This is a genomic window from Saccharothrix sp. ALI-22-I, from assembly GCF_001984175.1.
Taxonomy (GTDB): Bacteria; Actinomycetota; Actinomycetes; order Mycobacteriales; family Pseudonocardiaceae; genus Actinosynnema.
Map to the genome: position 1 here is coordinate 227353 of NZ_MTQP01000066.1, position 22789 is coordinate 250141.

The 22789-nt window shown below is 71.3% G+C and carries 23 protein-coding genes; 14 read left to right on the plus strand and 9 right to left on the minus strand.

Annotated features, from left to right (window positions below):
- Positions 1-117: 117 nt before the first annotated feature.
- The 4 genes from ALI22I_RS29595 to ALI22I_RS51300 form a co-directional block, all read right to left on the minus strand.
- Positions 118-1335 (minus strand): SGNH/GDSL hydrolase family protein, encoded by a 1218-nt coding sequence (locus tag ALI22I_RS29595; RefSeq protein ID WP_077008836.1) that lies wholly within the window; start codon positions 1333-1335, stop codon positions 118-120.
- 289 nt (positions 1336-1624) lie between these two features.
- A complete protein-coding gene (locus tag ALI22I_RS29600; protein WP_077008837.1) occupies positions 1625-5983 on the minus strand; it encodes a cation-translocating P-type ATPase in 4359 nt (1452 codons plus the stop codon).
- A 136-nt stretch (positions 5984-6119) separates the two neighbouring features.
- A complete protein-coding gene (locus tag ALI22I_RS29605; protein WP_077008838.1) occupies positions 6120-6416 on the minus strand; it encodes a hypothetical protein in 297 nt (98 codons plus the stop codon).
- Complete coding sequence (locus ALI22I_RS51300) at positions 6373-6582, minus strand: hypothetical protein (RefSeq protein WP_179118410.1); 210 nt, start codon at positions 6580-6582, stop codon at positions 6373-6375. Before ALI22I_RS51300 ends, ALI22I_RS29605 begins: the two co-directional genes overlap by 44 nt.
- Before the next feature lie 282 nt (positions 6583-6864).
- Here ALI22I_RS51300 and ALI22I_RS51305 point away from each other — a divergent pair, with 282 nt between their 5' ends.
- Entirely contained in the window at positions 6865-7278 is a 414-nt protein-coding gene (locus ALI22I_RS51305; RefSeq protein ID WP_077008839.1) for a hypothetical protein, read from the plus strand.
- A 4-nt stretch (positions 7279-7282) separates the two neighbouring features.
- On the opposite strand, the gene ALI22I_RS51310 is transcribed toward ALI22I_RS51305, so the two are convergent.
- Positions 7283-7561, minus strand: coding sequence for a hypothetical protein (locus ALI22I_RS51310; RefSeq protein ID WP_179118411.1), 279 nt, complete (start codon positions 7559-7561; stop codon positions 7283-7285).
- A gap of 52 nt (positions 7562-7613) precedes the next feature.
- A complete protein-coding gene (locus ALI22I_RS29620; protein WP_143532501.1) occupies positions 7614-7856 on the minus strand; it encodes an MFS transporter in 243 nt (80 codons plus the stop codon).
- Between the two features lie 236 nt (positions 7857-8092).
- Here ALI22I_RS29620 and ALI22I_RS29625 point away from each other — a divergent pair, with 236 nt between their 5' ends.
- The 4 genes from ALI22I_RS29625 (at position 8093) to ALI22I_RS54840 (ending at position 9782) form a co-directional block, all read left to right on the plus strand.
- Positions 8093-8632, plus strand: coding sequence for a hypothetical protein (locus ALI22I_RS29625; RefSeq protein WP_077008842.1), 540 nt, complete (start codon positions 8093-8095; stop codon positions 8630-8632).
- Positions 8633-8700: 68 nt separating this feature from the next.
- A complete protein-coding gene (locus ALI22I_RS29630) occupies positions 8701-9426 on the plus strand; it encodes a DUF4328 domain-containing protein (RefSeq protein WP_077008843.1) in 726 nt (241 codons plus the stop codon).
- Positions 9427-9516: 90 nt separating this feature from the next.
- Entirely contained in the window at positions 9517-9654 is a 138-nt protein-coding gene (locus ALI22I_RS52525; RefSeq protein WP_202971096.1) for a hypothetical protein, read from the plus strand.
- A complete protein-coding gene (locus ALI22I_RS54840; RefSeq protein ID WP_274523004.1) occupies positions 9651-9782 on the plus strand; it encodes a hypothetical protein in 132 nt (43 codons plus the stop codon). Before ALI22I_RS52525 ends, ALI22I_RS54840 begins: the two co-directional genes overlap by 4 nt.
- A gap of 95 nt (positions 9783-9877) precedes the next feature.
- Here the strand turns inward: ALI22I_RS54840 and ALI22I_RS29640 are convergent, their stop codons facing one another.
- On the minus strand, positions 9878-10999 hold the full coding sequence (locus ALI22I_RS29640; RefSeq protein WP_083752110.1) for a LacI family DNA-binding transcriptional regulator: 1122 nt from the start codon (positions 10997-10999) through the stop codon (positions 9878-9880).
- 327 nt (positions 11000-11326) lie between these two features.
- Here ALI22I_RS29640 and ALI22I_RS49700 point away from each other — a divergent pair, with 327 nt between their 5' ends.
- From ALI22I_RS49700 to ALI22I_RS29665, 5 genes are all read left to right on the plus strand, one after another.
- Entirely contained in the window at positions 11327-11770 is a 444-nt protein-coding gene (locus tag ALI22I_RS49700; RefSeq protein WP_143532502.1) for a carbohydrate ABC transporter permease, read from the plus strand.
- Positions 11771-11817: 47 nt separating this feature from the next.
- Positions 11818-12069, plus strand: a complete 252-nt coding sequence (locus tag ALI22I_RS49705) for a hypothetical protein (protein WP_077008844.1) — start codon at positions 11818-11820, stop codon at positions 12067-12069.
- Positions 12070-12110: 41 nt separating this feature from the next.
- Positions 12111-14621, plus strand: a complete 2511-nt coding sequence (locus tag ALI22I_RS29655) for a glycoside hydrolase family 127 protein (RefSeq protein WP_238598633.1) — start codon at positions 12111-12113, stop codon at positions 14619-14621.
- Entirely contained in the window at positions 14618-14755 is a 138-nt protein-coding gene (locus ALI22I_RS51320; protein ID WP_179118413.1) for a hypothetical protein, read from the plus strand. Before ALI22I_RS29655 ends, ALI22I_RS51320 begins: the two co-directional genes overlap by 4 nt.
- A gap of 120 nt (positions 14756-14875) precedes the next feature.
- Positions 14876-16147, plus strand: coding sequence for an alpha-amylase family glycosyl hydrolase (locus ALI22I_RS29665; RefSeq protein WP_083752111.1), 1272 nt, complete (start codon positions 14876-14878; stop codon positions 16145-16147).
- Between the two features lie 238 nt (positions 16148-16385).
- Here the strand turns inward: ALI22I_RS29665 and ALI22I_RS29670 are convergent, their stop codons facing one another.
- Positions 16386-17234, minus strand: coding sequence for a DUF7192 family protein (locus ALI22I_RS29670; RefSeq protein WP_077008846.1), 849 nt, complete (start codon positions 17232-17234; stop codon positions 16386-16388).
- A gap of 3 nt (positions 17235-17237) precedes the next feature.
- A complete protein-coding gene (locus ALI22I_RS53995; protein ID WP_238598634.1) occupies positions 17238-18944 on the minus strand; it encodes an AAA family ATPase in 1707 nt (568 codons plus the stop codon).
- Positions 18945-19190: 246 nt separating this feature from the next.
- Between ALI22I_RS53995 and ALI22I_RS54000 the strand changes: the two genes are divergently transcribed.
- From ALI22I_RS54000 to ALI22I_RS29695, 4 genes are all read left to right on the plus strand, one after another.
- Positions 19191-20285 (plus strand): sensor histidine kinase, encoded by a 1095-nt coding sequence (locus tag ALI22I_RS54000; protein ID WP_077009298.1) that lies wholly within the window; start codon positions 19191-19193, stop codon positions 20283-20285.
- Complete coding sequence (locus ALI22I_RS29685) at positions 20282-20938, plus strand: response regulator (RefSeq protein ID WP_077008847.1); 657 nt, start codon at positions 20282-20284, stop codon at positions 20936-20938. Before ALI22I_RS54000 ends, ALI22I_RS29685 begins: the two co-directional genes overlap by 4 nt.
- A gap of 117 nt (positions 20939-21055) precedes the next feature.
- Complete coding sequence (locus tag ALI22I_RS29690) at positions 21056-21460, plus strand: hypothetical protein (protein ID WP_077008848.1); 405 nt, start codon at positions 21056-21058, stop codon at positions 21458-21460.
- A gap of 2 nt (positions 21461-21462) precedes the next feature.
- Positions 21463-22689, plus strand: coding sequence for a DJ-1/PfpI family protein (locus ALI22I_RS29695; protein WP_238598635.1), 1227 nt, complete (start codon positions 21463-21465; stop codon positions 22687-22689).
- The last annotated feature ends 100 nt before the right edge of the window (positions 22690-22789 follow it).

Genomic DNA, 22789 nt, shown 5'->3' on the forward strand with positions numbered 1-22789 from the left:
TGTCGATTCCGGTTCCACGGCAAGGAAAACACCCGACCGAGCGTACGTCCACTTTCGACACACGGGCCCGACCGGGTCACGAAACTTTTGCGTGGCAACGCCTCCCGCACCGGGCACCTACAGGCGCGGCGCGAACAGGTCCACCGGGACGGCGTCCGCGAGCGCCTGGTAGCCGGCCGGGTTCAGGTGCAGGTGGTCACCTTCGTCGTACGCCGCGAGCAGGCGTCGGGGCTCCTCCGGGTCGCGCACCGCCGCGTCGAAATCGATCACCGCGTCGAACGCGCCGCTGGTGCGAATCCACTCGTTGACCGTCTGCCGGGTCGCCTCACGCAACCCCTCCCGGTCGTCGTAGGCCTCATTGCCGCCCAACGGCGCCAACGTCGCCCCGTACACGCCGATGTCGTGGGCGTGGGCGCGCACCACGATCTGCTCATAGGCCGCGCAGAGGTCGTCCACGACCTGCTTCTGCGTCACGGGCGTCGCGTCGGCGGTGCAGATGTCGTTGATCCCCTCGAACACCACCAGCCACGCCACGCCGCTCTGCGCCAGCACGTCCCGGTCCAGCCGGGCCAGCGCGCTCGGGCCGAGCCCGTCGGTGAGCACCCGGTTCCCGCCCGTGCCCTGGTTGAGCACGGCGACGTCCGCCGTGGTCGGGCGCGACCGCAGCCGGGCCGGCAGCCGGTCCGGCCAGCGGTCGTTGCCGTTGGTGGTGGAGCCCCTGCCGTCGGTCAGGGAGTCGCCCAGCACGACCACAGCCGCGGCGGAACGCTCCGACCACACCTCGACACCGCTGAGGAAGTACCAGTGGTCGGTGGTCGACGCGCCCGGCAGGTCGACGGCCTCGACGTGGTCGCCCGCGAGCAGGTGGGAGGTCGTCCGGGAGCCGGGGTGCGAGGTGATGAGGTCGGACGCCTGCCCGTCGGCCAGGAACAGCGTCACGGTCAGGTTCGTGTCCGGGGCGACGGGGAAGTCCAGCGGGTCCGACACCACCTGCGTCCCGACCGGCACCACCACGGCCGACCGACCGTGGAAGGTGATCGGGTGGACCGAGCCCGGCTCGATCGCGCTCACCCCGGCCCGACCGTCGACCGGTAGCGCCACGGACACGGCGGTGATGGGCAGCGCGGCTCCGCCGAACACGTTGGAGAACCGCAGCCGCAGCCGGTCGCCGCCGATCGACGTGTGCACGGTCTGCCGCAGTGTGGCGTCGGCGAGCACCGAGCCGTCCCGGGTGAAGGGTGCCGGCGGCATGTCGGCCGGGTTGGTCTGCTGCGGCGAGGACACCCACGTGTGCACCCAACGGCCGGGCGGACGGGTTCCGTTGACGAGACTCATGGACGGACCTTTGCGGCTCGGTGGCGTGACGAAGTCCGATTCTGGTGCAGCGCGCCGGCCCCGGTCGGCCACGGGTACCGGACGCTACGACGCACAACACAGCCCGTGCGGGGCAACGTTGACCCGCACGGGCTGCTGTCAGGTTCGGCGGCGGACCGATGACGCATCCAACCCACTGACATCCAGGCAATCAGTGAACCGCTTAAGTGTCAATATTCACCTATCAAGACGAAGTACTTTACGGGAGATGGTCGCTTCATAAAGCGGTTAAGCACACCGTGCGTCGCGGTCACTCGGCACGTCGGGTGACAAGCGGGTTCAGCACCAGGCCGAGGACGTTCGCGGCGGTGGCGCTGGACAGCGCGATGCCCCAACCGATCGGGCCCAACGGCGTGCAGCCGAAGAACTGGCTCACGCCCGGTGTCTGGATCACCGCGCCGAGCACCGCGGCCGAGCCGAGGCCGGCGGCCAGCACCGACCGGTCCAGCCCGCCGGTGGCCAGGGTCTGGCCGAGCTGGGTGCCGACCAGCGCGGCCAGCGCCACGGTGCTCGCCCGGCGGGACCGACCGGTGAAGCGGGCCGCCGTCCACGCCGCCGTCGCGCCGAGCGTGGTGGTGATGGCGCGGACGGTGATGTCCTTGTTCAGCGCGCTGCCCAGGGACGACGTCGGTCCTTCGCGCAGCAGGTCGGGCACGGACTCCCCGGCGGGCCTGCTCAGCGCGATGGCCAACGCGGGCGCCAGGTCGGTCAGCAGGTTCACCAGCAGGAGCTGACGCGCGGTCAACGGCGACCGGCCGGTCAACGCCGAGCCGAGCACGCTGAACGCGATCTCGCCGATGTTGCCGCCGAGCAGGATCGCCAACGCCTCCCGCACCGACGCCCACATGGCGCGGCCCTCGACCAGCGCCGCGATGATCGTCTCCAGCCGGTCGTCGGTGACCACCAAGTCGGCGGCCGCACGGGCGGCCGGTGTGCCGCGCCGGCCCAACGCGATGCCGACGTCGGCGAGCCGGATCGCGGGCGCGTCGTTCGCGCCGTCGCCGGTCATCGCGACCACCCGGCCCAGCCGCTGGTAGGCCTCGATGATCCGGACCTTCTGCGACGGGGTGCAGCGGGCGATCACGTCCACCGTCGGCAACAGCGCGTCCAGCCCGTCGTCGTCCAGCTCGTCTATCTGCGACCCCGTCACCACGGTCATGTCCGCGTCGCCGCGGACCTCGCTGGCGATCGCCTCACCGGTGGCGGGGTGGTCACCGGTGATCATCACGATCCGCACGCCGGCCTCGCGCAGCTTCGCGGCGGCCGGTGGCGCGCTGTCGCGCACCGGGTCGGCCAGCGCGACGAAACCCAGCAGGGACAGGCCGTTCACATCGTCGTCGGCCACCTCGTCGCCTTCGAAGCCGGTGCGTTCGGCGACGGCCAGCACCCGGTGACCACGACCGGCGAGCCGGTCCACCCGCGCTTCGATCCGTCGCAATTCGCGCTGGTCGAGGTCGCAGCGCGGCAGCACCACTTCCGGCGCGCCCTTCACGCTCAGCACCAGCCGTTTGCCGACCTTGCCGACGGTCGCGTGGTAGCCGCGGGACGGTTCGAACGGCAGCGCCTCGACCAGTTCCCAGCCGCGTGCGCCGGTGGTCGGGCCGACGCGCGCCCGTCGTGCGCCTTCCACCACGGCCCGGTCGGTCTGGTGGGCGAGGTCGTCCGGGTCGTCGGCGGGCGGTGTCGCCCGGACGGCGGCGGCCATGATCCGGCGCAGCTCGTCGTTCAGCTCGCCGAGCGCGGCGCCGCGGCGGCCGTTGTCGATCCGGCTGACGGTCAGCCTGCCCTCGGTCAGCGTGCCGGTCTTGTCGAAGCACAGCACGTCCACCCGGCCCAGCGCCTCGATCGTGCGCGGGTTGCGGACCAGCGCGCCGTGCTCGGCCAGCCGCCGTGCGGCGGCCAACTGGGCGGCGTTGACCAGGAACGGGAGGCCTTCGGGCACTGACGCCACGGCGAGGTTCACCGCCGCGCCCATGCTCTGCCGCAGCGGCACGCCGCGCAGCAGTCCCGCGCCGGTGACGGCCGCCGCCGAGCCCAGCGCGACGGGCAGCGTCTTGCGGGTCAGCTCGGCCAGGCGTGCCTCCACGCCGGTGGTGGGGGTGTTGCGCCGGGCCGCCGCCATGCTGCGGCCGACCTCCGTCGCGTCACCGGTGGCGACGGCCACGGCCAACGCCTCACCGGCGGCGATCGTGGTGCCCTCGTAGAGCATGGACGACCGGTCGGCCAGGTCGGCGGCCACCACCGGGGCCGGGTCCTTGGTCACCGGCAGGGATTCGCCGGTGACCGACGACTCGTCGGCTTCGAGCCCGTCGCCGTCGATCAGGCGGCAGTCGGCGGGCACCACGTCGCCCGCGGCCAGCCGCACCACGTCACCCGGCACCAACTGGTCGGCCGTGACGTCGTGGTCGGCGCCGTCGCGGACGACGGTGGCGTGCACCGCCGAGCGGTTGAGCAGGTTGGCCAGCGCCCGGTCGGTGACCACCTGCTGCACGCTGCCGATCAGCGCGGACACACCGACGACACCCGCCACCAGCGCCGCGTCGACCGGGGAACCCACCGCCGCCGACACCGCCGCGCCGCCCGCGAGCACCGGCGTCAGCGGGTTGGACAGCTCCGCCAGGAACGCGCTGCCCAGGCTCGTGCCGACGGCCTGCCGCCCGGTGGACGTGCGCAGCCTGCGTTGCGCCTCCCCGCCGGCCAACCCGTCACGTCCCGAGCCCAGCCGTTCCAGCACGGTGTCCGCCGGCATCAGGTGCCACGGCTGCGCGGTGGCAGGCGTGACCGGTGCAGCGCTGCTCCCGGCCACCCGCTTCGCCCGCCACACACCGTCCACGAACGCGATGGCCGACGCACCGTCCACCGCACGGGCCGCACCTCGGGCGGGGGTGGGACCACGACTGCTCAGTGCGCTCACCGCGCCGATGCCGCTCGCCGCCTGGGCGAGCATGATCCCGTCCCGGTTGACCCGCCGTGCGGCCGGGACCGCCTCCACCAGCAGCACGGCCGCTTCGAGGTCGTGGACCACGACGTGCGCGCCCCACGGCGGCGAACTGCCGTCCCGGTGCACGCCGACGCCGCAGTCGGCCGAGCCGAGCGCCCGGCGGTTGTCGGACACGAGCAGCACCACGTGCCCGTTGCCCTGGAGTTCCCGCACCGCGCCGACCAGGCCTTTCCCCGACGGGACGAGGCTGTCGGCGAACCGGACCGGGGAACGTTCGCGGTCCGTGGCCACGACCACGCGCAGCCCGGCCTCCCGTGCCGCCGCCGCTATCGCGTCCACGGCGGGCGTGGTCTCGACGTCGACCGCCACCACGGCCTGGAGCCGACGGCCCTTGGTCAGCCCGAGCACCGCCGCGTGACCGGCCAACCGGCGTTGTTCGCGCACGCCCTTGCGTCCTTGCGCGTCAAGGCGGTCGATCGGGCCGATGGCCCAGTCGCCGTCCCGGCGCACGGCCGTCGGGTCTTCGGGGTCGAACAGGGCGAACGCCCGTTCGGCCGCTTCGGTGGGCACGGTGTCGGGCAGCGGCACCAGGTCGCTGAGCACCGACCGGCCCGAGCCGAGCGCGGTCTCGTCGAGCACCAGCACGTCCATCGCGTCCAGTTGGCGGAGTACCGAGCGCTCCATCACCAGCGCTTTCCTGGTGGCCAGCACGCGGCCCAGTTGCGCGGCGAACGCGGCCCGGCCGACGGTCGGTGCCTTGGGCAGGCTGGCCACGCCCAGCGCCGCGGCCCGCCGCGGACCGGTGAACGGGATCGCCGCGATACCCGCCGCCGCACCCGCCGCCAACGCCCGCCGCGCGTACCGGTCCACCGGTCCCTCGGGCAACGGGCGCGGTCGTTCGACCACGATCGGCTCGGCTTCGGCGTCGTCCGGACCGCTGATCAGACCGGATTCGGCCGCGCACCACGCATGTTCGTGCGCCTTCGCCTCACGCCACTGCTGCACGCGTTGGGCGATGTCGAGCAACGTGCCCTCGCTGCGCGAGGCCAGGCCCTGCACGAGCGCGGCGAGCATCGAGGTGGCCGAGTCGGCGCGTTCCCGGCCGTGGAGCCGGCCGGCGGCCAGTTCGCGCAGCTTGGGGTGCAGGTCGATGGCACCGATGAGCGCGGTCAGTTCGCCGGGCACCGGTGCCCACGGGGCGACCTTCGTGACGGCGGCCAGGGCCAGGCCGACCGCGTCGGTGGCGAGCGTGGACAGCAGACGGGTGCCTTTGAGGCCGTCCGCCGGGTGGTGCAGTTCGTCCTCGATCAGGCGTTCGTCCTCGGTGGCGGGTTCGGCTTCGGCCTTGTGCACGAGCGCGACCAGGTCGGACGTGGGTGGTGCGGGCTCTTCGACGGCCACGATCACCCGTGCGGAGGGCGCGTTCACCCGGGCCCAGAGCACGCCGGGGTGGCCTTCGAGGGTGCGTTCGATCCGGCCGGCCACCTGCTTGCCGCGCGGGCCGTGCACGCCGTGCGCCTCTATGTGCAGCCGTCCAGGGCAGGACCACACCTTCCTCCGGTCGCGCTGCAGGACAGCGGTCTGCTCCAGCGGGGCGAGGGCGAGGCCCACCAGCCCTTTGGCGATACCGCCGGCCGCGCGCAAGGGATCGATACCGAGGAGTTCCACCGTGCCTGTTTTCCCGATCGGGTGGCGTCCTATACCTCCCGATCGGGGATAGACCGGCGCGGCTCACCGGACAACGCGCTCCAACGCGACCACCGCCGTGCCGATGCCGTCTTCCGCCCGCACCCGCTCCCCCGACTCACGGGCGGCCCGGGCGGCCCGGGCCATCACCGTGGTGGTCCACAACGGACAGATCATCGCCGGGCAGCACGAATCCTGGTCGACCCCGGCCGCACGCGAAGTAGGCGGCCGGCATGTCCATCAGCGGCCCGGCGCCGCCACGTGCCCGCCGCAACGGCGCCGGCACTTCGCCGACCAGGTCGGCCCGCGCCGGCACCTGGTAGACGAGCAGGTCGGCGGCCTTGTGCAGCCGACCGGCCAACCCGAGCCGGTCAGCGAGGTCCAACGCGTACTTGGCCTGCTCGAACGACCGCACCGCCCCGCCCGGCCCCCGACTGCGGACGTCCGAGCCCGACCCGCCAGTCCGCGTCGGCGCCCATCGCGGCGGCCACCTGGCGCACGAACTCGTCCGGTGCGTCGGCCGCCGCCTCGGTGACGCCCGCGACGACCACCCCGATCTGCTCACCGCGAACCTCCCCCACCGTGCGATCGGCGTCGTCTACCATCCCGAACGCGAGTGGTGGGGCAACACGTCGACGCCGTCCTGGGCGAGCGCTACGACGCGTTCCTCTGGTTCGACCAGACCACGGCTCTGCGGCCCCTGCACACCCGGCAGGTGGACGCGTTGGAACCGGAGACGTACCCGACTGACGTCCGAGCGTCACCGCCTGCCCGGCACGCCGGGCGGCTGACCTCGAAGAACGAGAGGTTGATAACATCGTGTCACGGCAACCACGTGCCGTCCGCTCGACGAGGATGGCACCGTGACCAAGGCACAGAGAATCGCAGCGGCGTGGGCGAACCTGCCCGCACCCGAGTTGGCCGACCAGGTCCGTCTCCTGGTGAAGGCCCGGGACGCCGCCTCGCGCGGCGTGTGGTCCGCCGTGCGCGAAGACCCCGTGATCGCCGCACGCGTCCGCGGCGCGTTGGCGGGCTTGAAGGCCGAGTACCGCGGTCACCGCGACGAAGCCATGTGGCTGGTGTGGATCGCGCACGTCCAGCAGCAGTTGGCCGTGCCCGCCACGGCACCCGCGCCCGTCGTGGAGACCCCGGTCGAGGACGTCACGCCCGAGCCGGCCGCCGCCGAGTGGGCCCCCAGCCAGGAGCCCGCGACCCCGCGCCCGCCCAGCGACGCCCCGGCCGTCCTCTTCCAGGAACCGCTCTCGTCCTCGAAGTAGGACCTCACCCCCGTCCGCGGGTGTGGAGGGTGACGGCGAGGACGACGATGACCGCCGCCGCGACAGGGATCAGCGCCAATCCGGTCCGCAGACCGTAGACGTCACCGACCGTGCCGATCAGCGGTGCGGCGGCGATCAGGCCGCCGACGACCGCGCCGATGCTCCACACGTCGTGCAGCGAGTTGAGGGTCGACCGCCCGTACCGCCGCTCCACCCGCCGTCCGTGCGCGTTGGCGCCACGTCCGCGATCGCGTCGAACGAGCCCGCGACGAACAACGCGCACGCCAACGCCCACCACGACGGCGCGACACCGATGAACACCAGGTTGCCCGCCATCACGACCGACGCGACGACCACCGACCGACCAGCACACCCGCGACCGTCCCGGCCAGCAGCGCACCCAGCGGGAACGCGGCCACCACGGACCCGAACGCCGCGTTGGACAACGCCAGCCCGGCCTTCAGCTCGGGATAACGCGGCACCGCGTTCGCGAACACCCCGCCGTTCACGAAGAACAGGACCGCCACCCCGCCACGCGCACGCCGACTGGCGCGCTCGGGCGGCGGACGACGAGTCATGAGCGCCAAGCATCGAACCCGGATGCCGTCGGCGGAAGTGACGTGGCGCACAGGCGGGCGACGCGTCCACAGTGGACGTGGTCTTGCGCTCTCGTCGCACAACGGTCGTGCACGCCTACCTCGCCGTGCGAAATGGGCCGCAGCGGAACCGAAGGGCCTCCCAGGGCGTCACCCTGAGCGGAGAAGGGGGTTCGATGGTCGAACGTGGGTCGCGGTGGAGGTCTCCGTGGTGGCCGGTGATCGTGGCGGCGGTGCCGGTGGTGCTCGCGTTGTGGGCGACGACTCCGCCCGGCGGGTACTTGGGGATGGCGTTGCTCGCGTTCGTGTGCTGGGCGGTGGTCGGCATCGCCTGGCTGGTCGTGGGTGTGTTCGCGGTGCTCGCGCTGCCTCGGCCACGTCCGCCGCACATCGCCAGGCTGTGGCCGTTCCTGCTGGTCCCGGCGCTGTTCCTGCTGACAGGACTGGTGGTCGGCACGAACGCGGTCCGGCACGTCGCGTTCGAGGCGCACCGGTCCGGGTTGGAGGCCTTGGTCGCGGACGTGGCGGTCGCACCGGACCAGCGGCTCCTGGACCGGCGGGTCGGGTTGCACTCGGTCTCCGTCGCCAAACTCGACGCGGCCGGCGGGTGCACGTTGCTCACCGTGGAGGACGCGGGGTTCCTGGACTCCACGGGGTACGCCTACTGCCCTGATCGCGTGCCGGTCGACGCGACCGGGGACGGGCTGAGGTACGAACCGCTGGACGGCCCCTGGTACGAATTCAGGTTCGTTTGGTGAGCCCGCGTCGGTTACGCTCCGCGCAGGTCGGGGGACCATCGGTGTGGGGGGGACAAGTGTTTCGTCCGGTGCGCGGCCTCGGGGTCGCGTTTGTCGTGCTGGTCTCGTTGACGACGTTGTCCGATGTGATCTTCGCCGGGTGGGTGTGGCACCTGCGGGACGTGCTGAGCGACTACATCGGCGAGGTGGTCGGTGAGTCCGAACTCGATCGCACGCTGGCCACGACCGGGTTGCTGGAGTTGGGCAACATCGCGCTGTACGCGGGCGCCGGTGTGGTGTTCGTGGTGTGGCTGTGGCGGGTCCGCTCCAACGCCGACCTGGTGGCGCCGTACGAGCACCACTACCGCAAGGGGTGGGCGATCTGGGGTTGGCTGCCGATCGTCAGCCTGTGGATTCCGCGCCGGTTGACCGTGGACGTCTGGCGGATCAGCCAACCCCGGCACGACCTGGGGCGGTCGCACTCGGAGGTCAACTGGTGGTGGGGGCTGTTCCTCGGCTACCAGGTGACCGACCGGATCGCGGACCGGGTGCTGACGGACGCCGAGACCGTGGACGCGCTGGGCATCGGCGCGGCGATGGAGGTCCTGGCGGCCCTGCTCTCGGTGGCCGCAGCGGCGTTGGCGATCGTGGTCGTGCGGCGGATCGGCGAGTGGCAGGACGCACCCGGCTTCGTCACGCCGGACGAGATCGTGTCACCGACCTCCGCCGGGTTGGCTCCGGTCGACCTGCCGCGGCAGTCTCCTATCGTGGTCGCGCCGCCTCGTGACGACCCGCGGTGGCAACGCCCGGAGTAGTGGTGGGGGCAGACCTGGGACCACAGCGAGGTCCCGGCCGCGACGGAACCGCTGCGTGATCGGCGTTCGAGCCTGGCAGGATCCACGCCCATGGATCCCGACATGTGCGTGGAGGTTCCACCTTCCTTCGACGACTCGGACGCGGAGTCCCAGGTCCACCCGATCGCCAGGCTGATCTTCACTGCGCCGTCGGCCGCCGAGGTCTTCGAAAAGCCCGCCAGTGGGTGAGTGCGCACAACGTGTTCCTGGTGGACGTGTCGTGGGACTTCACCGAGAACGAAGCCGAGCCGTACGTCCTGACCATCTACTTCAACTTCGAACCCGAACCCGACGAGCCGACCCCGGAGACCGACTAGCCAAGCGGCGGTCCGCGGTCGGCTGGGCGGACTCGTCGGGCGGGTAGGCGCTGCTGTTCGGCTCTCACCGCGAGCAGCAGCCGGCCCGGCGAGAATCATCGGTGAATGCGCCGGGATTCGGCGTCGGACGCGGCCAGGCGCTCGACCCGGGTGGACCCGGGCCGGACCGACACGGCGGTGGACTCGCGGAGCACCAACCGGCACGGGCTGATGTGCCTGCCGGGCGCGGGTTCGCCGTTGATGGCCGCCAGCAGCAGGTCCGCCGCCGTCCGCCCGAGCCCTTCCAGCTCCATGTCGATGCTGGTCAACGGTGGCTGGCAGGCCAACGCCATGACGTCCCAGTTGTCGAAGCCGACCAGGGCGACATCGTCGGGCACCCGCCGTCCCACCGCCCGCAACGCGTCCGCCACGCCACGCGCTATCTGGTCGCTGCCGCAGAACACCGCGTCGAACTCCCCGCCCGCGCCGAGCAGGATGCCGGTCGCCTGCCTGCCCCACGCCTCGCTCCACTCGCCGAACAGCGCAGCGCCCACCAGGTCCAGCCCGGACTCGGCCAGCCGCTCGACGGTGGCCGACGCGCGGACCGCGGCCGAGTGGTGGTGCTCGGGGCCGGTGACGTGGGCGATCCGCCGCCGTCCCAGTGCCAGCAGGTGGTCGACGGCCTTGCGCGCGCCGCCCACCTCGTCGGGCACCACCGAGCAGTCGTTCGGGTCGGTGGAGCTGATGAACGCGTAGACCACCGGAACGGGCAGGTCGACGCCGATGGGCGCGCGGGCCTGGGTGCGGCGCCCGGTGACGATGATGCCGTCGACCCGGCGGCTGAGCAGCGTGCGCAGGTAGTACTGCTCGCGGATCGGGTCGTCGCGCGCGTCGCAGAGGAACACCGACATGCGGCCCGCGCCGAGCGAGTCCTCCGCGCCGGTCATCAACGGGATGCTGAACCGGCCGATGGTGTCGGTGGTGATCATGCCGACGGTGTAGGTGCGGCCCGAGTTGAGCGTGAGGGCCGCGCTGTTCGGCTGGAAACCGAGCTCGTCGGCGGCGGACCGGACCCGCCGCCGGGTCTCCTCGCGCAGCGAGCCCCGGCCGTTGAGCGCCTTGGACGCCGTGCCGACCGAGACCCCCGCCAGCCGGGCCACGTCGCTGATGGTCGCCGGACGGCCCAGCGTGCCACGACCCGGCGTCCCGACGTTTTCCTTCGTTTTCCTCGGCGGCATGGGACGAAGGTTACCCCGGCCTGCCCGAACCACTGTGTCGAACGACGAAGTAGCACGTCACAGGCTTGAAACCCAGTCTTGACACGGAGTGAACACGCTCCCTAGGTTCTCCAGGCAACCGGTTTCCTAAGTTTCCGTGCGATGAAGCCGGCGCCGACCACGCACGAGGAGACAGCCTGATGAGTCCACTCCCCCCGACCAGGTCATGCCGGAGACTCGCCACCACCGCGCGGTCACCGACGCGCTGTTCGGCTCGCAGGACGTCGGCGAGACGTTGAAGCAGCACAACGGCACCATCACCGAGTCCCTGGCGAGCGGCGGCTGACGATGGCGACCGTCACGCACGCACGCCCGACCGGGCTGCAGAGCATCGACCCGATGCTCTACGAGGCGGCCCGCGCCGACGGTGCGAACCGGTGGCAGATCCTGTGGCGGGTGACGCTGCCGCTGCTGCGGCCGACGCTCGCGCTGACCACGGTGCTGTCGTTGACCGGCTCGCTGCTGGCCTTCGACCAGTTCTTCATCCTCACCGGCGGCAGGCACGAGACCGCCACCGTGGTCATCAGCGTCTACCGCGAGGCGTTCCTGTCCCAGGACCTCGGGCGGGCCGCCGGCGGCGAGCCGGGGTGGGGTGTGGACAACTACCGGAGGCTGGCCGACTACGGCAGCGGGCTGGGCACGTACCTGCTCAACACGGTCGTGGTGGCGGTGGTCGCGGTCGTGGTCACCGTCGTCACCACCACCCTGGCGGGTACGCGCTGGCGCGGCTGAAGTTCCCCGGCCACAACCTGCTGTTCCTGGTCACGCTGGCGATCCTGATGGTGCCGTACACGACCATCCTGGTCCCGCTCTACATCCTGCTGGGCTGGATCGGCCTGCAGAACTCGTTGGTGGGCCTCGGGCTGGTGCTGGCGATGTTCCAGCTGCCGTTCGGGCTGTTCATGATGCGCAGCTCGTTCGAGGCGCTGCAAGCGGGTGTGGTCACGTCGGCGCTGCCGTGCGTCGTGGTGTTCCTCCTGCTGCAACGGCATTACGTACGCGGTTTCACCTCGGGCGCCCTCAAGGGCTGAACGCCCGAGGGCTTGAACTCACGGGCTGAGAAGGAATCCCCATGACTGACCTGCACCAAGGCCCCGTCCAACCGACCCCGACCGCGAAAACCACGCTACGCCCGGTCGCCCTCGACGGCGTCGCCTTCGCGGCCGACGGCTTCTTCGGCGGGTGGCAGCGGCGCAACGCCACCGGCACCCTGCCGCACTGCGTCGACCAGCTGGGCACCTCCGGCGCGCTGGACAACCTGCGGATCGTCACCGGTGAGGCGACGGGCGAGTTCCGCAACATGTGGTTCGCCGACTCCGACGTCCACAAGACGCTGGAGGCCGCCGCGTGGCAGCTCACCTCCACCCCGGACGACGAACAGCTGATCGCGTTCGTCGAGACGACCGCCGCGCTGCTGGCGAAGGCCCAGGGCGACGACGGTTACCTCAACTCGTACTACACGGTGGTGAAGCCCGAACTCCGCTTCCAGGAACTGCACTACAGCCACGAGCTGTACTGCGCGGGGCACCTCATCCAGGCCGCCGTCGCCGTCGCACGCGCCGGGGTCGGCGCCGAGTTGGTCGCCGTCGCCCGCCGCGTGGCCGATCTGCTGGTCGACCGCTTCGGCGCGCCCGACGGCCCCGATCCGCTCGACGGGCACCCCGGCGTGGAGACCGCGCTGGTGGAGTTGTACCGGGTGACCGGGCACCGGCCGTACCTCGACCTGGCCCGACGCATGATCGACCTGCGGGGTAACGGTCGGCTCGACGGCGCGCACTTCGGCTCCGCCTACCTCCAGGACCACGTTCCGGTGCGGCAGGCCGACGAGGTGGCAGGCCACGTCGTGCGGCAGCTGTACCTGCTGGCCGGGGTCGTCGACGTCGCTGTGGAGACCGGCGACGACGAGCTGTTCGACGCCGCCCGCCGGTTGTGGGAGGACGCGTTCGGCAGCAAGACCTACATCACCGGCGCGCAGGGGTCCCGGCACCGCGACGAGGCGTTCGGCGACCCGTACGAGCTGCCGGCGGACCGGGCGTACGGGGAGACGTGCGCGGCGATCGCCAGCGTCCAGTGGAACTGGCGGATGCTGCTGGCCACCGGTGAGGCCCGCTACGCCGACGAGATGGAGCGCGCGCTCTACAACGCGGTGGCGGGCTCGACGTCGTTGGACGGGACGCACTTCTTCTACTCCAACCCGCTGCACCTGCGCACCGGCCACGACGGCTCGGACGAGGACGCGCCGTCACAACGCCTGCCCTGGTACAGGTGCGCGTGCTGCCCGCCGAACCTGGCCCGGCTCGTCGCGTCCCTGCACGGCTACACCGCCACCACCGACGACACCGGGCTCCAGGTGCACCTGTACTCGGCGGGCACCCTGCGTGCCGAGGTGGACGGCGTCGCCGTCGAGGTCGTCACGCGCACCGAGTACCCGTGGGACGGGCGGGTGGAGCTGACGGTGACCGGTTCCGCGCCGTTCGCGCTGGCCCTGCGCGTGCCCGGCTGGTGCGCCGAACCGTCCGTGCTGATCGACGGCGTGCCGGTCGACGTCACGCCCGAAGGCGGGTACCTGCGGTTGCACCGGGACTGGTCGGCCGGCGTCACCGTCACGCTCGACCTGCCCATGCCGGTCCGCGTGGTCACCGCCCACCCCCGCGTCGACGCCGTCCGCGGCTGCGTCGCGCTGGCCCGCGGCCCGCTCGTCTACTGCGTGGAGCAGGCCGACCTGCCCGCCGACGTCGTGCTGGAGGACGTCCGGATCGACCCGGCCGCGACCGTCGTCGAGACCGGGCTGCCCGCCGTCCCGGTGGCACTGACCGCTCACGGCGCAGTGGAGTCACCCGGCGGTGACGACCTGTACCGGACCGGCGTGCCGAGCACGACGCCACACCGCTCAGCCTCACCGCGATCCCGTACTTCCTGTGGGGCAACCGGTCGCCCGGTCCGATGCGGGTCTGGCTGCCGACCACCACCGGATGACACGCCGCCTCCCCCACCCCATCCAGTGAACGAGGTGCACGGTGCCAAAGCCGACACTGCGGACCGCATTAGCGGTCTCCGCCCTCGCCGCCACCACCCTGGTGGCCTTACCCCCACAAGCACAGGCCGCCGGCCACACCCTCGTGGTCGACGCGGCGGTCCCGTTCCGGCCGGTCACGCACGCCGCGTCCGGTGGCCTGTACGCGCTGGCGGAGAACAGCAGGCCGGCCGACTCTCGGTCAGCAACGTCGTCGCGTGGGAGGTCTGGAACGAACCGGACTGGACCTGGGACACCGCCAGGGCGGGCGACTTCAACGCCGGGTGGGTGCGCACGGTGCAGCGCATCCGCAGCCGCGACACCCTCACCCCGCTCGCCGGTCCGGGCCACGCGGGCTGGGACGCCAACCGGATGCGGACGTTCCTCACCGTCGCCCGCGACAACAACGCCCTGCCGGACATCGTGGTGTGGCACGAGCTGTACAACGGCGCTCCCGCGAACATCGCGGCGAACGTCGCGGCGTACCGGGCGATGGAGTCGTCGCTGGGCATCAGCCCGCGCCGCATCTTCATCAACGAGTACGCCGCGCCGAGAAGATCCGGTACATGATCGGCGCGTTGGTCGAGGTCCGCGAGGCGCTGCGACGTGACCCGGTCGTGCTCTCCACTCCGGGCAAGTTCGGGTCGGCCACCGAGCACGCGCGCGGCTCGTACCAGGTGAACCTACCCACGATCCGCGCATGAACCCGAGCCGAACTCGGCAACAACAAGACCACAACTACACGCGACATGATTACTATGCCAACCGCGATTTCCGTTGCAGCAATAGGCTCGCATCATGTGTGATGCGGACCGGGATTACCGGTGACAGGCGAGGGAGAGCCGGTTCTGCTCTGGCACGTCTTTCCGCTCGGTCTCCTTGGTGCGGACCAGGGCGGCGCCGACCGGGTCTGCCGTGGTTCGCTGCGCGAGCTGGTCGAGTGGCTGCCGCACATGAACTCACTCGGCGCCGACGGGCTGCTACTCGGACCTGTGTTCGCGTCCGTCTCGCACGGCTATGACACGGTGACCCACCGAACGATCGACGATCGTCTGGGCGCCGTTGCGGATCTCGACGAGCTTGTCGCCGCCGCGTCCTCACACGGCATCGGTGTGGTGCTGGACGGCGTCTTCGCGTATGCCTCCCGAGCGTTCTGGCGGCTGGCCGACCCCGCGGAACTCGGAGACCACTGGTTCACGCGGGACCACCAGGGCGGTCTGGTGTCGTGGCGGGTCGACTCGCTCGTCACACCGGACTACGACTCCGCCGGTTACCAGTCCTACGTCGCGGACGTCATGACGTCCTGGTTGGATCGCGGCGTCGCCGGGTGGCGCCTCGACTCGGCGTGGTCGATCCCGGCGACCTTCTGGCGCCGGGTGCTTGCCCGCGTGCGCGAGACCCACCCGACCGCCTGGTTCCTCGGGCAGGTCTTCGACGACGACCTCCCGCCGGTGGTCAACCGCACCACCATGTCCAGCACCACCGAGTACGCGCTGATGCACGGGATCCGCGAGTGGCTCTCGGGTGCAGCGGCCGACCGCATGGTGACGACGCTGCGGCTGCACCGGCACAACTGCCGCTCGCGGAGCTCACCGCACACGTTCCTCGGCAACCACGACTTCGCCCGCCTCGCCGACACGGTCCCGGCCGCGCTGCTACCCGCAGCCTTCTGCCTCCTGCTCACCCTGCCCGGAATCCCCGGCATCTACTACGGCGACGAACTCGCCCTGACCTCAACCTGGGCCCAAGGCGGCCCCGATGCCCTGCTCCGCCCTCCGATGACCCCTCGTGACCTGGACGAACTCGACGACACCGCACGCGACCTACTCGCATCCGTCCAGCAGCTCGGCGCGTACCGGCGCGCCAACACATGGCTGACCTCGGCCACACTCACCGACATCACCACACACGCCGGCGCGCTCACCTACACAGTCACCGGCGATGACCACTCGATCCAGGTTCGCGTCAACCCCACCCCGCAAACCGTCGAGTTCCCGACCGACGAACAGCAACCACAGGCGATGCTGGGCATGGCAACCACGCACGCCGACCGAATCGAGATCCCACCCCGCGGCTGGGCGGTCCACCAAACGTAAGGTCGGCTCAACGCTGCCCGAGATCCGCCGACTGCTGATCACGCTAGTGGTGCTTCTCGGAGGGCTGACCCGGTAATCGGCCTGTTGGGTCGGCGAGCCGGGCCGGACCCGCGTGTCGCGTGTGGGAGGTGGTTGTGGCTTGTCGTCCGAGTGTGTTGTGCGGCTGTGCGCTCGCCTCGACTCGTGGCCGCAACCGGTGCACATCGCGGTCTGACCGCGGTGCACCACATCGGTCGTGTCAGTCCTGAATCAGCCCGAGGTCACTGAACACCTGCCGCCCCCAGGAAAGCGCGGTGGGCAGGTCGTCCCACTGCCGGTCCGCTTCGGTGAGGTAGGGGAACACGTACGGCTCGGTGATCTCAGCGGGTAGGTCGGTGGCGCGGCACGTGTACGGGGGACGTCCGTAGTTGTCTGCATACATCGCCGCGGCGACCTCTTCCGGCTGCGTGTCCCACACGCCGAACCACAGTCGCCGCAGCATCGCCGGGTGCGCCATCGCGAAGATCAGCCTGCCCACGTCGAGGGGTTCGCCGGCCGAGATCACCCGTGCCACACCACAGTAGCGTTGGCGCCCCTTGGGCAGATGCAGTATCCCGGCGTCCCCGGACCAGATCTCCACGCTGTGGCCGGCGTCGATGATCGCGGCGCACAGCGTGGCCAGCGCGAGGCCGCGGTTGATGATCACACTGTGTTCGATCCGGTGCGAGTACGAGGACGGGACGAGGAACGTGATCACCTTGCCACGTCGGGAGACTTGCCGAGGTACCGCGTCCACCATGCACTCCGGCACCCCGGCCAGGTATGCGCCGATGTCCACCTCGCTGCCGGTCACGTCCCAGGTCGGTTCCAACACGGTGACCGCGTGGGACAGGCCGGCACTGTCGCGCAGTTGGCTGATCGTCACGTCGGCCTCCTCCAAGGCCAGCGGCCAGCCGTCGACGGCCAGCCGGACTGCCTCTTCCCAGGAGGCACCGTGCCATTCGACATCGGTTCTCCTGCTGCTCCCGTAGTTGATGGACGGCGGAGCCGTTGCGGCATCCAGGAATTCGCGCCAGGACAGCAGCGGTGGCAACGTTGTGGGAAGCACAGGTCAGTCCAGTCCGAGTGCCTTGCGGTGCGCGTCGGAGAGGCCGCGCACCACCCGCCACTGCATCACCTGGTCCACGGTGGCGCCCGCCTCCAGCAGTTTGGCACCGTCGATGCTGGTCCGTGGCGAGAAGAGCACCGGTAGCTTCTTGTCCTCCGCCAGCTCTCGCAGATCTCGGATTTCGTCGAGGAGTTCGTGCACCGCGTCCGGGTGTGATGGCGCGTGCCGTAGCGCGATTCGCTCCTCCAGCCCCTCGTCGATCGGCACGTCGATCACCACAAAACGGTCCAGCGTGGCGGCATCCAGCGTCTGCCGGCCGACGTACTGCCGGTCACCCCCCGTGCCATAGGTGTTTCCGGTGGCCACCAACCGGAAGTTCTCGTGCGCGTCCACCATGCGGTCCGCGAACGCACAGGTGCCCAGCGCGAGCGCCTGGTTCAGCTCGGCGAGCAGCCCGGGGTGGCCGTTGTCCAGCTCGTCCAGCAGCATCACACCGCCGTGCTCGAACGCACGACGGAACGGGGTGTCGTGGTACTGGCCGTGAGCGTCGTAGTAGCCGAACACCTTGCTCATCGGGGTGGTCGGGCCCAACGACAGCGCCTGGAACTGCAGACCCAACGCCCCCGCGGCGTGCTTGGCCAGCATGGATTTCCCGGTGCCCGCCGGGCCGACCAGCAGCACGTGGCAGCGCGCGTGCAGTGCCACCAGCAACTCCGGCAGCACCGTGTGCGTGTCCGCGCCCAGTTCCACCTTCCCGCCCTGTGGAAGCACCACGGTGACCACGTTCGGCGCGTACTGCGCGAACACTTTCTCCGCCTCGTCGCGGACTGCGCCACGTACCGAGTTCAGCGCTTCCTCGGACACCTTCTCGACCACGCCCGGCAGGGCCTCACGGGTCGCCTCGCGTGCCATTTCGGTCGCCGTGACCGCAGCTTTGCCGGCCAGTTCGTCATGCAGCAGTCGCAGATCCGGAGTCGCTCCGGCCACCGCGTCACGGGCGAGCCCCGGCAGTACTTCCTCCGCCGCCCGCTCCACCGCGTCGGCCAGCGAGCCGCGGACCTTTTCCGCCTCGTCCCGTACCGCCTCGGGTGCCGCGTCCTTGACCGCCGCGCGCACCACCTCGATCATTGCGGCGGACCCGGCGTGCACCAGCTCGTCACGCACCTCGTCACGGTCCGGGGTGGCCCTGGAGACCGCAGCGCGGGCCAGTTCGGAGATCACCTCCTCGGACTGCTGCGCGAGGGTGCTGGTGACCGCGTCGCGCACCTGGTCGGTAGCCTTGCGCACCACGTCCGCCAGCACGTCCCCGGCCTGACCGCGCACGATGCCGGTCACTTCCGAGGCCACCGTGGCGACCAGCTCCTCGCGCAGCTTCACCGCATCCGGTGTCGCGTCCCGCACCGCGGCCCTGGCCAGGTCTGGCAACAGACCGTCCGCGGCGCGGTTGACCAACGCCGGCAGGTCGGCCTCCAGCGCTTTCCGCGCTGCTCCCTCGATCGCGGCCTGCATCTCAGCCAGGTCCGGGGTGGCTTCGGTGACCGCGAGCCTGGCCAGGTTGGGCAGCGACGCCTGGGCGTGCTGGCGGATGGTCTCCGGCAGACGGGCCTGGATCTCGCTTTGCACCATCCACAGCAGATTGCTCTGCGTGAACACTGCACGCGCTACCGCCTCGGAGATCTGGATGACCTCCGCCTTCGTGCTGCTCCGCACGCTTCCTCCCCGTTCCGCGTGGTGTGTCGCCCCGAGTATGGGATCGTTTCGGGGCCCCCCACAGAGATCGGCACGTTGCTGCCACAGTCGGCCGTCGCACTGTGGGCAGCCGATCACCCCCGACGGTTCGGCGTCCGTCTCGTCGTTCTTGACGTAGGTCGCGGTCAACCCGGTCACCGGCCGGGTGCGCGTCCTGGCCTCTCCACGCAGTTGACCTTGGTGTTCGGGGTCCAGCACAGTGGGGGCGTGCAGTGGGCGCTGAGCATCCTGACGGTCGTCGCGTACGCGACGCTGCCGCTCGGCTCCGCGAGTTTCGAGCACGAACTCGTGCCGACGCTGGTCGTCGGGCTGGTCTACGCCGTGCTCGCCATCGGCGGGTTCCGGTGGGTGCAGCGGCGGGGCCGGGCGTTCGCCGTGGTGTACGTCGGCGTCCAGCTGCCGCTGGGTTTCGTGCTGTTCTCGCTGTCGGGCGCGGCGGTCGGTGCGGTGTTGCTGCTGGTGGTCCTGGTTTCGCAGAGCGTGCTGCTGCTGCCGCTGCCGGCCGCCGCCGCGGTGGCCGCGGTCATCCCGTTGATCCACGTGGAGATGGAGTGGCCCGACGGGCTGCGTGAAGGGCTCAACACGTTGGCCGTCACCGCGTTCGCCATCGTCATCACCGAGCTGCTGGTCCGGGAGCAGCGCGCGAGGGCGGAACTGGCGGACGCCAACGAGCGGCTGCGCGGGTACGCGGCCCAGGCCGAGCAACTCGCGACCACCCAGGAGCGCAACCGGGTCGCCCGTGACATCCACGACGGGTTGGGCCACCACCTGACCGTCGTGCAGATGCTCCTCCAAGCCGCACGTGCGGTGATCCACACCGCCGACACCGAACGGCTCGACGCCATGCTGGCCAAGGCACAGGACCAGTCACGGGAGGCGCTGGCGGAGGTCCGCCGTTCGGTCGCCGCGCTGCGCGAACCCCGGTCCGCGCCGCTGGTGGACGCGTTGCGCGCACTCGCCCGCGAGGCCTCCGAGGCGGGCGTGCCGACCGGGCTGGAGATCCACGGCCCGGCCCGCGCGGTCCGCGTCGAGGTCGAGGAGTCGCTGTTCCGGGCGGCGCAGGAGGGGCTGACCAACGTCCGCAAGCACGCGGACGCGACCGCCGCGACCGTGGTGCTCGACTACGGCAGCGTCGACCTGGTCCGGCTGGAGGTGCGTGACGACGGGCGCGGGCTCCTCGAAGACCCGGGCAACGGATTCGGCTTGGTCGGCCTCCGGGAACGCGTCACCGGCCTCGGCGGGCACGTGTCCGTCGACTCCGCCGGACACGGCCTGACCCTCACCGTGGAGGTGCCGGGATGACCGCCGCCGTTCGAGTGCTGATCGTGGACGACCAGGCCCTGTTCCGGGAGGCGCTGGCGACGCTGCTGGAGGTCCAGCCGGAGATCGAGGTGGTCGGCGAGGCCGGGGACGGCGAGCAGGCCGTGCGGTTGTGCGCCGAGCTGCGTCCGGACGTGGTGCTGATGGACCTCCGGATGCCGGTCATGGACGGTATCGCGGCCACCAACCGGCTGCGGGTCGAGCAACCGGGCGTGCGGGTGCTGGCGCTGACCACGTTCGACGATGACGCGGACGTGTTCGCGGCGCTGCGTGCCGGTGTGCTCGGCTACCTGCTCAAGGACGTGTCCTCGGCACAACTGGTCGAGGCGCTGGTCGCGGCACGGCGCGGGGAGTCGGTGCTGCAACCGTCGGTCGCGACCAAGCTCGTGGCCAGGGTCGCCCAACTGCCGCACGAGGGCGCACCGGCGCGTGTGCCGTTGGCGGTGCCGCTGTCGGAGCGTGAGCTGGACGTGGTCCGGCTGCTCGCCGAGGGCCGCAGCAACCGCGAGATCGCGGGCCGCCTGTTCCTGGCCGAGGGCACGGTGAAGAACCTGGTCACGAGCGTGCTGTCCAAGCTCCAGGTCCGTGACCGCACGCAGGCGGCGCTGCGGGCCAGGGAACTCGGCCTGTGCTGACCGCTCGGAGGTCGTGCCGGGTCATGACCCAGGACATGACCTTCGGCACCTGACCGCGCCGCCCAGGCGGCCCAGGGTCTCTGTTGCACCGCGACATCCCGCAACGGAGGAGCCGTCATGGAAACGAAGACGACCATCGATCGGCAGCGACCCCGGCGTCGCGTGCTGCGCTTCACCCGGCACGCGCTGGAAATGGTCGTCGCCATGGTGGCGGGCATGGTCGTGCTGGAGCCGGTGTGGTCGTTCGTGTGGCCGGACCTGGGCGACATCGTGACCGCGCAGGTGCTGGTGATGGCCACCGACATGTCGCTGGGGATGGCGCTGTGGATGCGGGTGCGCCACCACGGCTGGGCCGGCATCGCCGAGATGTCCGCCGCGATGTACCTGCCGTTCCTCGTCCTGCTGCCGTTCTACTGGACCGGGCTGCTGTCCGGGATGGCGCTGATGACCGCCGGTCACGTGCTGATGATCCCGGCCATGCTGGGCGCGATGCTGCGCCGTCGCCACGAGTACGGGTGCTGACCATGCGCGCCCTCCTGCGGATCACCGGAACCGCCCTGGTGTTCCTGCTCGCCGCCCTCGCCCTGCCCGCCGCACTCGGCACCCCGACCGTCATGGCCGCGTTCGACGACCTGCACGCTCCGCGCACTGACGGCGCGGCCCCGTTACCGGCGCCGGTGGCGCACGACCCGGCCAAGCCGACGGCGGTGGTCGTGGTCGGCGAGCAGGGTGCCGTCGCGTCCGACACGCTCGCCCCCTACGAAGTCCTGGCGACGACCGGCGCGTTCAACGTCTACACGGTCGCGGCGGCGGGCCGCCCGGTCCCGCTGACCGGTGGCCTCGACCTGGTCCCCGACCTGACCTTCGCCGACCTCGACCGCCTGCTCGGCGGGGCCGCGGACGTCGTGGTCGTGCCGGCGCTCCCCGACGTCGGCGAGAGCACGACGAAGCCGGTGACCGACTGGCTCAACCGGCAGGCGGCCGGCGGGTCACTGCTGCTCGGCGTCTGCAACGGATCGGCGGTGCTCGCCTCCGCCGGTCTGCTCGACGGGCGTGCGGCGGCCACGCACTGGCTCCGCGTCGACGGCGTCGAGGACCGCTACCCGGCCGTCGACTGGGCGCGCGGGACGCGGTACGTCGACGGCGGCGACATCATCAGCACGGCCGGCATCCTGTCCGGTATCGACGGCACGCTGCGCGTCGTCGAACGGCTGGTCGGCCCCGAGGCCGCGGTCCGGGCCGCGGCGGCCATCGGCTGGCGGCACTACCGCCGCGACACGGCGGCCTCGATGGCGCAGGCGCGGTTTGGACCGGCCGACACCGTCGTCGGCCTCAACACCGCCTTCCGCTGGGACCGCCCCACGACCGGGGTGCTGCTCACCGACGGGGTCGGGGAGATCGAACTCGCCTCCGTCTTCGACACCTACGGGCAGTCGCTGGCGGTGCGCGCACTGGCCGTAGGTGTCGAGCCGGTGCGGTCCCGGCACGGCCTGACGTTCGTGCCGAGGGCGGCTCCGGTGACCGGCGACCTCGACCGGCTGGTCGTGCCGGGCGCCGAGGCCGCGGACCGGTACGCCGTGAACTGGTGCCTGCGTCACCACTCCGGACACTCGCTCGGGCGGGTTGTTCGACCCGGTCATCCACGACGGTGTGCGCACTCAGGACACCGACGACGGCGTCGATTTCCGAACCAGGAGTCGGCGCCGTTCGCCGTTCAGCGGCTCGTGCGCCGCCTTCTCGATCACTCGTAGCTGATCAGATCGGTCCGCGGGTAGAACAGCGCCGGGTCCACGGCGGCTTCCAGCGCGGCCACCGCCTCCTCCGCGCCGCATTCACCCGAACACTCAAGGT